The 13583-nt window shown below is 71.6% G+C and carries 12 protein-coding genes; 4 read left to right on the top strand and 8 right to left on the bottom strand.

Annotated elements, in window-relative coordinates; all coding sequences use genetic code 11:
- Positions 1-31: 31 nt before the first annotated feature.
- The 7 genes from B072_RS0112355 to B072_RS0112325 form a co-directional block, all read right to left on the bottom strand.
- The gene (locus tag B072_RS0112355; RefSeq protein WP_018530259.1) at positions 32-1153 is read right to left on the bottom strand and encodes an NAD(P)/FAD-dependent oxidoreductase; all 1122 of its coding nucleotides are present in this window, start codon (positions 1151-1153) and stop codon (positions 32-34) included.
- 38 nt (positions 1154-1191) lie between these two features.
- Positions 1192-3468, bottom strand: a complete 2277-nt coding sequence (locus B072_RS0112350; protein WP_018530258.1) for a serine/threonine-protein kinase — start codon at positions 3466-3468, stop codon at positions 1192-1194.
- A 76-nt stretch (positions 3469-3544) separates the two neighbouring features.
- The gene (locus B072_RS0112345) at positions 3545-4414 is read right to left on the bottom strand and encodes an oxygenase MpaB family protein (RefSeq protein WP_018530257.1); all 870 of its coding nucleotides are present in this window, start codon (positions 4412-4414) and stop codon (positions 3545-3547) included.
- 42 nt (positions 4415-4456) lie between these two features.
- Complete coding sequence (locus B072_RS0112340; protein WP_026245746.1) at positions 4457-5260, bottom strand: phosphatidate cytidylyltransferase; 804 nt, start codon at positions 5258-5260, stop codon at positions 4457-4459.
- Positions 5257-7020: a histidinol-phosphate aminotransferase family protein gene (locus tag B072_RS0112335; RefSeq protein WP_018530255.1), complete on the bottom strand. Its 1764-nt coding sequence runs from the start codon at positions 7018-7020 to the stop codon at positions 5257-5259. Before B072_RS0112335 ends, B072_RS0112340 begins: the two co-directional genes overlap by 4 nt.
- Positions 7021-7189: 169 nt before the next feature.
- Complete coding sequence (locus B072_RS0112330; RefSeq protein WP_018530254.1) at positions 7190-7669, bottom strand: DUF3618 domain-containing protein; 480 nt, start codon at positions 7667-7669, stop codon at positions 7190-7192.
- Entirely contained in the window at positions 7666-8037 is a 372-nt protein-coding gene (locus B072_RS0112325; protein ID WP_018530253.1) for a phage holin family protein, read from the bottom strand. The genes B072_RS0112330 and B072_RS0112325 overlap by 4 nt, the downstream gene beginning before the upstream one ends.
- Before the next feature lie 1003 nt (positions 8038-9040).
- Here B072_RS0112325 and B072_RS0112315 point away from each other — a divergent pair.
- Entirely contained in the window at positions 9041-9307 is a 267-nt protein-coding gene (locus B072_RS0112315) for a DUF4235 domain-containing protein (RefSeq protein ID WP_026245745.1), read from the top strand.
- Between the two features lie 22 nt (positions 9308-9329).
- Here B072_RS0112315 and B072_RS0112310 read toward each other — a convergent pair whose 3' ends face one another.
- Positions 9330-10820: a hypothetical protein gene (locus B072_RS0112310; protein ID WP_018530251.1), complete on the bottom strand. Its 1491-nt coding sequence runs from the start codon at positions 10818-10820 to the stop codon at positions 9330-9332.
- 196 nt (positions 10821-11016) lie between these two features.
- On the opposite strand from B072_RS0112310, the gene B072_RS0112305 reads away from it, so the two are divergent.
- The 3 genes from B072_RS0112305 (at position 11017) to B072_RS0112290 (ending at position 13314) form a co-directional block, all read left to right on the top strand.
- Positions 11017-12075: a YihY/virulence factor BrkB family protein gene (locus B072_RS0112305; protein WP_018530250.1), complete on the top strand. Its 1059-nt coding sequence runs from the start codon at positions 11017-11019 to the stop codon at positions 12073-12075.
- A gap of 115 nt (positions 12076-12190) precedes the next feature.
- Positions 12191-12601, top strand: a complete 411-nt coding sequence (locus tag B072_RS43060; protein ID WP_043243833.1) for a hypothetical protein — start codon at positions 12191-12193, stop codon at positions 12599-12601.
- A 362-nt stretch (positions 12602-12963) separates the two neighbouring features.
- A complete protein-coding gene (locus B072_RS0112290) occupies positions 12964-13314 on the top strand; it encodes a phage holin family protein (RefSeq protein WP_018530247.1) in 351 nt (116 codons plus the stop codon).
- Positions 13315-13583: the final 269 nt, after the last annotated feature.

Genomic DNA, 13583 nt, shown 5'->3' with positions numbered 1-13583 from the left:
GGGGGTGTGCGGGTCAGCCAGGGGGTGGGGGTCACCCGGAGAAGCGCTCCGGGTGGAAGCCGGTCAGCAGGTCGTCGCTCTTCCCGGTCAGGATCTCGGACGCGAGCAGCCGGCCGAGTACCGGCCCGAGGGTGATTCCGCTGTGGGTGACGGCTTCGTAGTAGCCCGGCACGGACGGCACCGCGCCCACGGAGGGGAACCCGTCGGCGGGGATGGGCCGCTCGACCACCCGTGTCCGTGAGATCCGGGAGTCGCCGAGCTCGGGCACGACGTGCCGGGCCTCTGCGTGGAGCAGCCGGGCCAGGTCCGCCGGACCCTGCTCCGTGTCGATGAGCGCGTCGACCTCGCGGCTGTGCAGCACCACCGAACCGTCGCCGTCGGGGCGGATCTCGACGTGTGGCGCGTGCATGGCCCGGTGGACCGGGACCCGCGCGCAGCCGAGCCTGGTGACGACGCCGGGTTCGCGCCGCATCGGCAGCTCACGTCCGACGAGTGCGGCGACGGCGTGGGCGCCGGGACCTGCCGCGTTGACGACGACATCCACGTCGATACGGGTGCCGTCCGCCAGGCCGACGCTGCCAACGCCCCCGTCGGAACCAGTGCCGATGTCACGGACCGCGGTGCCGGAGCGCAACTCGGCGCCGCACGCGTCGGCCTCCTCGACGAGGCGGCCGACGAGATGCCGTCCGTGCACCCAGGCCTCGTCGGGGTAGAACACGACGGCCGCCTCGTCCCGTACCGCGAGGGCGGGTTCGAGCCGGCGGCGCACCTCGGCGCCCGTGCGCACCTCCGTCCGGTAGCCCCAGACGGCCAGGAGCCCCGCCGTGGTCAGGAGCTTCGACTCCGCCGCGGGGTCGTCCGCCCAGCGCAGATGGCCACTGGGGTACCACCACGCGTCGGGCCCGACCGTCCCTGCCAGCTCACGGTGCGCCTCCATACCTGCGACGTTCAGGTCGAAGTAGGCCCTGGTCACGGTCTTGTTACTGGCGTTGGCCCACGAGAACGACCAGTTGGTGACGCCCTCCCCCGGCCGGCCCGCGTCGATGAGGACCACCTCGGCACCCTGCCGGGACAGGTTCCACGCCACGCAGGCCCCGACGACACCTGCCCCGACGACCGCGACGCGTTCCGTCCGTTGGGCGGACCTGATCATCACGGGCCTCCTTCCGAGAACCGGCACCGACCGGGCTACTACCCACGCCGGCGGAGGGCAGCCACCCTTCGGTAGAGGTCCGCCGCCTCCGGGCCGCGGCCCAGCTGCTCCAGACAGTGCGCCTCGTCGTTGCGGCTGGCGAGGGTGCCGGGGTGGGCCTCGCCGAGAACGCGGGCGCGGGCCGTCGCCACCTTGCGGTACTCGGTCAGGGCGTCCTGCCAGCGGCCCAGCCAGCCGAGACCGACGGCCACCTCGCGATGGCTGATGAGGGTGTCGACGTGGTCGGGGCCGAGGACCCGCTCGCGGATCGCGCAGACGTCGCGGGCCTCGGCGAGCGCTTCCTCCCAGCGGGCCATGCGGCCGAGGTTGACGCCCAGGCCGTGGCGGGCGCGCAGGGTCTCGGGGTCGTCGGGGCCGTTGACGCGGGTGCGGTCGTCGATCAGGTCGCGGTACAGGGTGAGGGCTTCGGAGCTGCGGCCCAGGCGTCCGAGGCTGATCCCCACCTCGTAGCGGGCGGCGAGCGTGTCGGGGTGCTGGGGGCCGAGGGCGTGGGCCCTGGCCCGGGCGACCTCGCGGTAGGCCCGCAGGGCTTCGTTCCAGCGGCCCAACTGGCCCAGCGTGTAGCCGACTTCGCAGCGGGTGACCAGGGTGTCCGGGTGGTCGGGGCCCAGGACGCGGGCGCGGGCGGCCGCCACCTCGCCGGCCATCCGGTACGAGTCCTCCAGGCGACCGAGACGGCTGAGGTTGAAGGCGAGGTTGTGGCGGCAGCGCAGGGTGTCGGGATGGTCGGGGCCCATCGCGCGCTCGCGGGAAGCCAGCACCGCCGTGTAGGCCTGATGGGCCTCGAAGTGGCGACCCAACTTACCCAGGACGTACGCCACTTCCTGGCGCGCGCCGAGCGTGTCCGGATGATCGGGTCCGAGCACCCGCTCACGGCCGTCCACGACGCGCCGGTACTCGCGCAGCGCGTCCGCGGCGCGGCCGGTGCGGCTGAGGGTGAAGGCGACCTCGTAGCGGCTGGCGAGGGTGTCGGCGTGGTCGGGGCCGAGCGCGTGCTCCCGTTCGGCGGCGACCGCCCGGTGCACCTCGCCCGCCTCGGCCCAGCGGCCGAGCCTGCCGAGACTGAGCCCGGCGTTGTGCCGGGTGGCGAGATTGGCCACTAACTCCGGTGCGGGCGTGGGGCGTTCGACCGGTTCCGCGGGTGTCGCGCGAGGGCCGGCCGGGACGGCGGGGCGCGGGACCCAGTCCCCGGAGAGGCCGGACGCCGCGTCGGGCGGGGTGGCACGCAGGCCGGAGCCGCCGGTCGCCTTGTGCCCGGTGGTCATGCCGCGGGTCCAGGACGGCAGGCGCGGCTCGCGCGGGGCCGGCCGCTCGCTCACGACCCGGGTCGCGGGGTGCGGCACGACCTGCGCGGCGCGCACGGTGGGCACGTACGTCGCGCGTCCAGCGCGTCCCGCGGTGATGCGCTGCCCCAACTCCTTTGCGTCGCGCGGTCGTTCGTCGGGGTCCTTGGCGAGCAGGTCGAGGATGATCCGCTCGACGTAGCCGGGCAGGTCGGGGCGGTGGCCGCGCGGCGGTTCGGGCGGGGTGTCGCGGTGCCCTACGAGCACGGCCCAGGCGTCGTCGAGGTCGAACGGCGGCGCGCCGGTGGCGATCTCGTACAGGACGCAGCCCAGCGAGTACAGGTCGCTGCGCTGGTCGACGTGGGTGCCGCCGATCTGCTCGGGCGACATGTAGTGCGGGGTGCCCATCGCGATACCGGTGCCGGTGAGCCGGGAGGTGAAGCCGATGTCATGGCCGAGCCGGGCGATGCCGAAGTCGCAGATCTTGGCCGTGCCGTCACCGAGCCGGACGATGTTCGCGGGTTTCAGGTCGCGGTGGACGATGCCCTGTTCGTGGGTGTACGCGAGGGCGGAGGCGACCTGGTCGGCGACGTCGACGACCTCGTCCACCGCGAACGGGTGGTGCCGGTTGTCCTCCAGGAGCTGGCTCAGGTTCTTGCCCTCCAGGAGCTCCATCACCAGGTAGAGGATGCCCTCGTACTCACCGAAGTCGTGGACGACGGTGATGCCGCGGTGCTGGAGGCCCGCGGCGACCCGGGCCTCTCTGCGGAAGCGCTCCCGCAGCACCCGCGTGAAGGACTGGTCGCGCTGTGGCCCCAGCGGTTTGAGGCACTTGACGGCGACGTGCCGCCCGAGCGACTCGTCGCGCGCCCGCCACACCTCGCCCATTCCCCCGCGGCCGATCACGTCGAGCAGTCGGTACCGCCCGTGGATCAGCCTGATGTCGTCCCGCGTCTCCCCCGACTCCGGCATGTCCCGCCTTCGCCCCCGTAGCTCGCCCGCGCCCTCCCCGGCCGGCCCTGCCGACGGGAGTGCGCGTCGCCAGGCCCTAGTCCAGTATGGCTACCCATCTCCCGACTTTGTACGGGGCGGGGCGCGCGTCGGGACCGAGTCGTGCCATGGCGCGCAGGATGTGTTTCGGGGGCAGTTGCCAGCGGACACGGTCGGGGACGCAGCGCAGCGCGGTGCCGGTGGCGCGCAGGCGACGGGTGACGACGGCCGGGGCGGGAGCGGGCCTGCCGTAGAGCGTGTGGGCGTACGGCGGCAGGGACGCGTACGCGAGGTTCGCCACGCGCCGCCAGAGCACCGCACGCGCGGGTGTCAACAGCGGGTGGGTCGGCGGGCGTTGCAGGAAGTCGTCGACGGCGCGGGCCTCGGGTCCCGTGGCCAGGTCGGGCCGCACCTTCTCGAAGTACTCCCTCATCTCGGCCTGGCTTCCCGGCACTTCGTCGGAGTCGAGGCCGACGAGGCGGGCGCTGGTGCGGTGTTCGTGGATATAGCGGTCGGCCTGCGCGTCGGTGAGCCGGAAGCCGGAGCGGCGCGCGACGTGGAGGTACGAGTCGATCTCGGCGCAGTGCACCCACAGCAGGAGGGCGGGTTCGTCGACGCCGTACTGTTCGCCGGTGTCCGGGTCGGTGGCCTTCAGACGGCTGTGGATCCTGCGGACGCGCGCGCCGGCTTTCTCGGCCGTCTCGGTGGTGCCGTACGTGGTCGTCCCGACGAAGCTCGCCGTGCGCATGAGCCGGCCCCAGGCGTCGCGCCGGAAGTCGGAGTTCTGCATGACGCCGCGCACGGCGCGGGGGTGCAGTGCCTGGAAGTACAGGGCTCGGATGCCCGCGACCCACATCATGGGGTCGGAGTGGACCTGCCAGGTCACCGAGTCGGGTCCGAAGAGTCCCGGGTCCGCGTCGTCGCGCATGTCCCACCTCCTGTCCCGCAGCGTACCCGCGGCACCGCGGACTCAGCCCAGCACGACCAGCACCGCCAGCGCGCCCAGCAGGGAGTCGACGCGGTCCAGGAGGCCGCCGGAGCCGGGCAGCCAGCGGCCCGCGTCCTTGACCTGCGTACCGCGCTTGACCATGGATTCGACGAGGTCGCCCGCCGGTCCGCCGACCGCGACGGCGACCATCGCCTGCCAGCTCGCCGCGCCGAGGACGCCGAGTGTTCCGATGCCGGTCGCTGCGCCCGCCAGGGTGCCGCTCCACCGCTTGGCCGGGGACAGCGGTGACAGGCGGGGTCCGCCGAGCCGCCGTCCCGCGAAGTAGGCGGTGATGTCGGCGACCGAGACCGCGACGAACAGGGCGAGCCCGTCGGCGCCGAGCGGGACGAGTGCCGCCAGGACGCTCAGCCAGGCGAGGCCCAGCAGTCCACCGCTGACGCGGCGCAGGCCGTGGTCGGCGTCGCCGGACAGGAGCGGCACCGCGGCGACCGCGAGGGCCCCGGCCGCGACCGCGCGCGGCAGCTGCCCGGGCGTGAGCCAGGCGGTGAGGATCACGCCGGTGAGGGCGGCGGCGAGTACCGCCCGGTCAGAGCGGGGCAGGCGCAGCAGTCCGCCGAGTTCGAGGGCCGCGATCAGTGCGGCCGCGCCCGCGACGGCCGCGGCGCCCGGCTGCCCCAGCCAAAAAGCGCCGGTGATCAGGGGCACGCCGACCGCCCACGCGCACCACCGGATCATCAGTTCGCGGCGCCGCGACGCGACCACGGCGACGCCCGCGAGGGCCAGCGCGCCGCCGAGCCAGGGTGCCAGGGAAGCGACCGATGTCACCGCGCGCATCCGGCGGCGAGCACGGCCGGGCGGGGTACCGGTGGCAGGAGCACGTCCAGGGCGGCCTGGCAGGCGGCCACGACGCGGGCGTTGTCCGCGGTGTCCTTCACGGCGATCCGCAGGGTGCGCCCTTCGTAGAGCGCGGAGAGCGGGGACAGGTCGCGCAGGTACACGTCGTGGCGTCGGCACTCGGCCACGAGCTGCGCGGCGCTCGGGCCGTCGGCGGGCAGGGTCACGTTGAGGAAGTTCGCCACGCCTTCCTCGACGATCACGCTCTCCCCCAACTCGGCCAGTTCCAGGGCGAGTCGGCGGCGCAGGACCTGCGTCCGTCGCCGGCGTTCGCCGTAGTACGCGGGGTCGCGCAGCGCCTCCACGGCGGCCCGTTGCGCGGGCAGGCTCACCTGCCAGGGCGGCGTCCAGCGCCGCAGCCGCTGGGCCGTATCCGGCTCGGCCACCAGGTAGGCGGCCCGCACGCCGGACAGGGCGTACGCCTTGGAGAGCGAGGTGCAGACGACGACGCGGGGGTCGGTCGCGGCGAGCGGCGCGAGCGATTCGGCCTCGTCCACGTAGCCGAGGTACGCCTCGTCGATCCACCAGCGGGTGCGGGCGGGTGCCGCGGCGATCACGGCGCCCAGTTCGGCGGCGGGCGCGTGAAGTCCGGTGGGGTTGTTCGGGTTGACGACCACCACGAGGTCGTAGCGGCCGGTGGCGACGGTCGCGGCGAGCCGCTGCGGGTCGATCCGCCAGCCGTCGGCGCGGCGCAGCCGCAGCCGGTCCACGCGGCAGCCGATCACGCGTTCCGTGACGTGGGCATACTCGCCGTAGCCCGGGTCCATCAGGAGCACCCGGCTGTCGGGGGTCAGCCACTGTCCGAAGGCCCGGAAGATCAGGTCGGACGATCCGGCGCCGACGGCGAGCGTGGTCTCCGGCAGTCCGCGGGTCGCCGCGATCTCGGCCACCAGGCCCTCGGCGCCGGTCGGCGGTGAGGTGCGGGCCAGCCATCCGGGGTCGTCGGTGAGTGCCGCCCGGACCCCGGGCGCGGGCGGGAACCAGGCGTCCAGGACGTCGGCCGCGACGATCTGCCGGCGGCGGTGCAGGGTACGGAAGTCGGTGCCGACGGCGGTGAAGGAGGCGCCGCCGTGCTCGCAGCCGTCCGGGCCCGGGGCGAACGGTACGTCGAGCCGCCAGTCGACCGCGGACCGCAGCCGCTCCACGGTGGCGCGGTGCCGATCGAGCGCCCGGCGCGTCAACTCGCCCACGCCGCCGGTCAGTACCTCGAACGTCACCGCGCCGCTGCGCACGGTGCGGCCGACCGGGCGCAGGCCCGCGGCGAGATACAGGCCGAGCACCTCGGTGCGGCCCATGGCGACGACGTGGCGGCCGCCGCGGGAGGCGATCCAGCGCAGGGCGGCGTACATCAGCAGCGGCGCGACCGCGCTCGACCGCTCGCCCGGCTCGACGGTGAGGATGCGCACCTCGAAGGCGTCGGGTTCGTCCAGCACCGGCAGTTCGTCCCGGGTCAGGTACTTGTCCAGGCCGAACCGGCCCACCCAGGGCGGCGTGACACTCACGAACCCGACCCGGTCCTCGCCGCGGGCGGCGACCAGGTAGACGTTGTCGCCGTCGAGGCCGTCGGTCAGCCGCCCGGCCGGGTGGGGCGCGTGCTGGCCCAACTCCCTTGCGTACACCCGGTGGCGCAGTTCATGGATCCAGTCGCGGTCCTCCGGTGTGGCGGCACGCAACTGCAGCTGACGACCCATGGCTACCTCTTTCCGAGCGGGGCGGGGCCGTCTCATCCTCGGGACCGCGCCACGGTCCCGTGAGGGTGCTGCGACGCAGGCTCCCTGAGTACGCGTACTCAGGCGCGGGTCACCGGGCAGCGGTCGCAAGGGCTTTGGTCGGCGGCGTGCGGGTGGAAGAACCCACGACTCACCTCTTGCGGTGGCGATAGGCCAGCCAGACAACCGCCACACCTGCCGCGGCCAGAAGCGCGCTGCGATTCTCCCGCGCCACTCGTGCCCCCTGGGCTGTCCTCTCCCGCACCGGCTCGGGCGCCTTCTCGTCCCAGACTTGTCCGACCCGGGCTGTCGTCGCCCGGGCGTGCTCGGCTGTCCGGGACGCTTTGTCCTTCACCGAATCGGGCACCCTGTCCTGCGCCTGCTGAAGCAGTTCGGCGGCTTTCGTCTCCAGTTCCCCGGCCTTGACCGTGGCTTGCTCCTTCAGTCCGCGGGCCTTCATGGCTGCCTGTTCCTTGGCGTCCGCAGCCTTCTCCTGGGCTCGTGCCTTGACATCGGCTTTCGCCGCGAGCGCCTCGACCGTCTCTCCGAGCCCGGCCCGGGTCTGTTCAACTTGTTCGCGCAGTTCGTCAGTGGTCGATGCGGTCGGCTCATCGTGAGGCGGCTGGGTCATCGGTGCGCACTCTCCTTGATCGTGGCTACATCGGCCTTGACGTTCTCGATCGTCCGTGTGGGTGCTGGGGACGCGGCCTGGGCAACCTGCTTCTTGCCGATCACTGCCAGAACTGAGGCGACCACAGCCAGCACAGCGGTGACGATCAGCGCGGCCGTCCACACAGGCAGCGGCACCGCCAGCGCGGCAATGGCCGTGACGACCAGCGCCTGCAGAGTCAGGAAGCCGACGATGCCGGCACCGCCGAACAGGCCGCCCCCCTTGCCGTAGTGCTTGCCCTTCTGCTTCATCTCCGCCTGCGCCAGCCTCAGCTCGCTTCGCACAAGCTCGGACAATTGCTGCGAAGCCCGCTGAACCAACTCGCTCACTGGTTCCTGGCCGGCGACTTTCTTGCCCTGGCCGGGTCCGGCATCGGGCGACTGGGTACTCGACACGACCGCCACCTCCATCCTTCTGAACTCTGCGGGCCGGTCAGAGGCGACGCCCGGCCCTGTCGATGCTGTGGATGAGGGCGCGAGTACCCCATACCGTCGAGTTAAGGGCGGGCTGCTGCCCTTTGCCAGGACTTTCGCACCGCTCCGCGCGGAGGGATCCTGAACCAGGATTTCCTGGCCCCTGCCATGGAATGGAGTACGACGCCCGCCCTCCGGACCGCTCCCCCACCTCGGACCCACCCGCGGCCACCGGCGCGCCCACCAGCGTCTGGACCGCCGAGTTCGAGGCCTCCTCCGGCGGGACCGACGGGCCGGCCTCAGCTCCCGCGCCGACGACCAGCAGGATCGATGGCTCCGTGTCCGTGACCGCGCAAAGTACGCCGAACGATGTGACGGCCCTGCCTGCGGCGCCGGCGCATGCCTTCACGGTCGAGGACGAGGGATCGGCCTCCGGCGACCGGGAACGCGACACTCAGTTCCTGGGGTATGTGCTGAATTGCATGGGTACTCGGATGCGGTACGCACCCCCACGCAGTTCGACCGGGGTCGCAGGCTCTTGCTACGGGGCGACATCGCGGCCGAGCCCCGCCCCAGCGGGTCGGACCCGGTGAACCGGCGACAGGCGGGCCAGCCAAGGATCCGGTTGCGAGCAGCCATCGCTCCTCCGGCACTCACGGCTCGGTACGAGTCTCCAGCGGACCCGCTCGACCGGCGACTTCCAGCATCACAGCCCGTATCCGGGGCAACGAGAGAGCTCCGCCACGACGGCGCCGCAGTACCGGCGAAAGGTCTCTGCGCTGCGATGGATCCGTGCCGGTTTGCCCCTCCGGGCGCGGGGCACGCGGTCGCGACACCACCTGAAAGACCCTCATGATCACGGCCTCGAGGGCGAGCAGCGCGTTCGCCCTGTTGGCGAGGCGCGGGAAAGGAGACACCGGTGAATGCAGTGAAGATCGCCTACAAGCCGGTCGGACTGGTGCTCGGTATGGCGTCCGGCGCGGCGGCCGGCCTCGTCTTCCAGAAGGTGTGGGAGCGGCTCGGCCACGAGGACGACGCCCCCGATGCCACGGACGAGGACCGCGGCTGGCAGGAGATCCTGTTCGCCGCCGCTCTGCAGGGTGCCGTCTTCGCCGTGGTGCGGGCGGCCGTCGAACGCGGCGGCGCGCGCACCACGAAGCGGCTGACGGGCGTCTGGCCGGGCTGATCAGCCCGCCGAGCCTCAAGCCCTACCGCTGGGCCGCCAGCCACAGCAACCGCCCCACCTGGGGATGGAAGACGTGGTGATGTCCCCCCATGGGCAGCTCGTCGCACCGGACGACCTCGGAGGCGTCCACGTTCAGGTACGTCACCGCCTGTGACTCCTGCATCAGTGACTGCTGCTCCGTCGCGTCGCGCAAGGTCATCGGTGCTGGTCCGTCGACGCCCTGAACGCCGTCGAAACCGAGCGCCCCCCATTTACGCGAGGTGCTGACGAGTCCCGACGAGTCGCCGATCATCTGGGCCGACAGTGGGTACATCACGCCCAGGTGGAAGTCGAGATGGGAGAACGTGCAGATCAGCGGTCCCCGTACCAGCCGTTGCAGACCCCACAACGCCCCGTGGCCCGTGACCTGCTGAGGCAGGCTGCCCGCGAACGCGAAATGGGACATCTCCCCTTGCAGCAAGGTGAGGGAATCCAACAGCACCGGTTCCGAGGGGCTCACCTCGAGACCGCGCAGGGCGAACCCCGCGAGGCGCCCGCCCAGACCATGACCGATCACGTGGAGGCGTACGTCGGAGCCCTCCACGAGCATCGGCAGAATGGGGCCGAAGCCCTCCTGCCCCACCAACCCCGCCCGGCGGCGCAGCACATGCCGGATCACCTGACGGAAGAGTTCGTGGGCCCCGTCCCACAGTTCCGCGTGGTCCTGCGCGGCGCGCCCGTACCCCGCCGCATGCCCACCGTCGGTCGTTCCGACTCTACGCACCCGCTCACTGGGCGGTTGCGCCGGACGCGGACCGGTCACCCGGCTCTCCAGGAGCGTGCCCTCCTCCGATACGGCGGATTCGCCGATGCCGGACTCGTGCCGTGCGGGTTTTCCGGACCTCTCTTCCAATGAGCGGCGTACGTCGTTCAGCGCGCCCGCGAATTCGGCGCACATCGTCCGCGTGTCCTCGAACAGCATCAACGGATCGGTCTGCGGCACCACTTCGGCACGGGTGTCCGCCGCGAACCCGGCCAGCGGGTCCTGCAGCGGGATCTCCGCCAGACTCCGCAGGGCGGAGCCCAGACTGTCGAACGCCGACTCACGGGCCGGGCGCTCGTCGAGCAGAGCAAGGATCTCCGTCAACTGACCCTCGCTGTCGGGCAGCGCGCGGAAGAGGTCCTCTCTCAACGCCGGTGTGATGCCCGGCCCCTCGCCGCTGGCTCCCTTCGCCCCTGCCTCGTCGAGGGGCAGCCCTTCGTCCCTGAAACACAACGACGACCAGTGCACACCGAGCACCCCCGCCCGGTCCGCGGACCGCCCCCACACGTCCGCGAGCAGCTTCCCGAACGCCTCGTCGACGGACCGTGTCACCGCTTCGTCGTTGTGCGCTCCGTGGATCACGATGTAGAGGTCGCGTACGTCGCTCTCCCGCACCGCGTCGCGAACGCTTTCCACGGCGTCGCGCCGGATCTCGGCCTGGTGTCCGAAGCGCAGGGCGCCGAAGTCGTGCAATCCGTTGAGCTGCGGCATGACCGACCTCCGTAGGGCGCCGCTCGTGCCGCGGCTCGAACGCGACAACGGGAGTCGTGCCGCAAGGGACTCCTCGTTCCCGGAGCCGGCCCCCGCACGCGGGCGGCATCGAGGATGTACGGCGTATCTACGCCACACCGAGGACCCGCGTCCGGGACGCATGCGTGGCTGCGCTCAGGAGGGACACGCGTAGGGCATGTGGGATCACAAGAGCACGGAAGACTCCGCAGCGAAGCGCGGAGCGAAGCAGAACGGTCCGGAGGATTTCGGTCCGACGCAGGAAGTCGAGCGGACGGCACCCGACTCTCCGGCCGAACTGCCCACACACGCATGGATCGCGGTGCTCAAACGCAGTTTTCGGGAGTTCCAGAAGGACGAGCTGGTCGATCGTGCGGCAGCGCTGACGTATTACGGTGTGCTCTCACTGTTTCCCGCCCTGCTCGTACTGGTGTCGCTCCTGGGTGCCGCGGGAGAGAAGGTCACCCAGAAATTGCTGGACAATTTCGAGACGCTGGCCCCCGGCCCCGCCCGGGACATTCTCACCACAACCGTGACCCAACTACGGGGTAATGCAGGCATCGGTTCCATCATGGCCGTGGTCGGGCTGGTCCTGACGGTCTGGTCGGCCTCGGGATATGTGGGAGCCTTTGTCCGGACGGCGAACCAGATTTACGACGTACCGGAGGGACGCCCCTTCTGGAAGGTTCTCCCGCTGCGTGTCGGCCTGACGATCCTGCTCATGGTGCTGGCCTTGTTCAGTGCGCTCATCGTGGTCTTCACCGGAGCCATCGCGCGACAAGCGGGAGACCTGCTCCACCTCGGCGACACCGCGCTCATGATCTGGACCGTGGTCAAGTGGCCGGTGCTGGCGGTGCTGTTGGTACTCATGATCGCCCTGCTCTACTGGGCGACGCCCAACGTCAAGGGGCGAGGCTGGCGTTGGGTCACCCCGGGCGGGTTCCTCGCCCTGCTGGTGTGGCTCGTCGCGTCAGCCGGATTCACCTTCTATGCCGCGGGATTCTCCTCTTACAACAAGACCTACGGGGCCATGGCCGGCGCGATCGTCTTTCTCGTCTGGCTGTGGCTGAGCAATCTCGCGATATTGCTGGGCCTGGAGTTCGACGCGGAAATGGCCCGGCAGCGTGCCATGGCCGGAGGTCATCCGGAACAGGCCGAGCCGTTCATCGAACCCCGAGACACGCGGGCATGGGACGAGGAGGACGAGGAGGAGGCGAAACGGACGAACGGCCTGTGAGCATGCCCCGGGCACAGCACTGCGACCGAACCCCCTGAGCGCAAGGAGGGTGTTGTCGAGATTCCCGTAACCCACAACCACGTTTCGCCGACGGGAAGCGGGCTACACGGAACACATGGCTGAAAGCGCTAAGAACGACACGACCGCGAAGAGCACGGGATCCACCAGAAAGAACAACAGGCCCGGGAACGCGGCACAGTCGGCAGGGCGGCAGACCCGCACCGCGGCGACACAGGCCGTCGGCGGCGCCACGTCGGTTGCCTCTGACGCGGCCGACGCGACCACCAGCCGCGTCACCGCCATCGGCACCAAGGCCAAGGAAAGCGGCGCTTTCCTGTCGACCGTGCCGGGCCGCTCGGTACGGATCGCCTCGACGGCCTGGACCGCCGTCCGTCATCACCAGGCGATAGTGGTGGGTGCCGGAGGCGGCCTGATAGCCGCACTGGCCGGGGCCTACGGACTCGGCAGGGCGGGCGCCAAGCGCGGTCAGGGGCCGCTGACCCGCGCCACGGGCGGGCGCCTCTGAGGTCTGCTCGGCGCCTGCTTCAGGACCGATGGCCGAACCCGGCGCGGCACTCGTCCGCGCCGGGTTCGGCGTCGCGAAGTGGGCGCAGTCGTCCCCCGAGGAGATACGAGACGCGTGTGAGGCCGGGCGTACGGACGCCCGGCCTCACACGCGTCTCGGCCACGTCGGCCGCAAGGACGACGACGCCCGAGGTCACTCCCGGGCTGCGGCCTCCTTCCGCACATCGGTGCCGAAGTACCCGAACCGCCCAACTCCCCTCCCACCACGCCACTTTGCCCATGTCTACCGCGATGCTCGCCCGTGCCGCGGGGTGGGCCGAGCGGCCTCGTTACGACGTCCGACCCTTGGGTACCCGGGGGCCCATGGAACGCATCGACCAACGACTGACCGACGAACTGACCGGACAGGTCACGCGGGCTGTCCGGGAGGCGCTCCGGGCCGAACTGGCCCAGGCCGTACGGGAAAGCACGCGCAAACGGCGGCGCAAAGCAGCGCTGTACTCGGGTGCGGCAGCGGCCGCCCTCTACGCCGGGGCGGCGGTGTCCCTCGCGCTCGGGCTCGTGCTGGCACTCGGCATGCCGGACTGGGCAGCGGCGCTCGTGATCGCCGTGGTGCTGGGCGTCGCGGCGTACGCCTTGCGCACTGCGGCGCGCGAGGAGAAGCCGGCCGTGCCCACGGCTCCTCCGATGCCGCCTCAGCCACCGGAGGCCTGAGCCCGTCCGCGTGCCCCGCTCGGCAACGGCATCCCGGCTCCCCGGACCCCTGTCGCACAGTGGGTCCTCCTGGACTCGATGTGTGGCGGGGGCTCACGTGCGTACGCGCGCATGGAGTGGCACCCCCGCCGGAACGCTCGGCACAGGGCGGTCGTCACCCCGTGCCGAGCGACCCGGAACGGAGCACAGCGTCACGGTGGCTCCTGCCATGAACGCGACTTCGCAGGATCTCCCACCTTTCGGGAAGGCTCCAGCCGTCACGGCGCCGT

Source organism: Streptomyces sp. HmicA12, from assembly GCF_000373565.1.
Classification (GTDB): Bacteria; Actinomycetota; Actinomycetes; order Streptomycetales; family Streptomycetaceae; genus Streptomyces.
The sequence above is the reverse complement of the archived record's forward strand: the minus strand, read 5'-3'. Positions and strand labels throughout refer to the sequence as shown.

Bases quoted from the DNA above. Each gene is read 5' to 3' on its own strand.
- B072_RS0112355 (WP_018530259.1), bottom strand. From the start codon at position 1,153: ATGATCAGGTCCGCCCAACGGACGGAACGCGTCGCGGTCGTCGGGGCA.
- B072_RS0112350 (WP_018530258.1), bottom strand. From the start codon at position 3,468: ATGCCGGAGTCGGGGGAGACGCGGGACGACATCAGGCTGATCCACGGG.
- B072_RS0112345 (WP_018530257.1), bottom strand. From the start codon at position 4,414: ATGCGCGACGACGCGGACCCGGGACTCTTCGGACCCGACTCGGTGACC.
- B072_RS0112335 (WP_018530255.1), bottom strand. From the start codon at position 7,020: ATGGGTCGTCAGCTGCAGTTGCGTGCCGCCACACCGGAGGACCGCGAC.
- B072_RS0112330 (WP_018530254.1), bottom strand. From the start codon at position 7,669: ATGACCCAGCCGCCTCACGATGAGCCGACCGCATCGACCACTGACGAA.
- B072_RS0112310 (WP_018530251.1), bottom strand. From the start codon at position 10,820: ATGCCGCAGCTCAACGGATTGCACGACTTCGGCGCCCTGCGCTTCGGA.
- B072_RS0112305 (WP_018530250.1), top strand. From the start codon at position 11,017: ATGTGGGATCACAAGAGCACGGAAGACTCCGCAGCGAAGCGCGGAGCG.
- B072_RS43060 (WP_043243833.1), top strand. From the start codon at position 12,191: ATGGCTGAAAGCGCTAAGAACGACACGACCGCGAAGAGCACGGGATCC.
- B072_RS0112290 (WP_018530247.1), top strand. From the start codon at position 12,964: ATGGAACGCATCGACCAACGACTGACCGACGAACTGACCGGACAGGTC.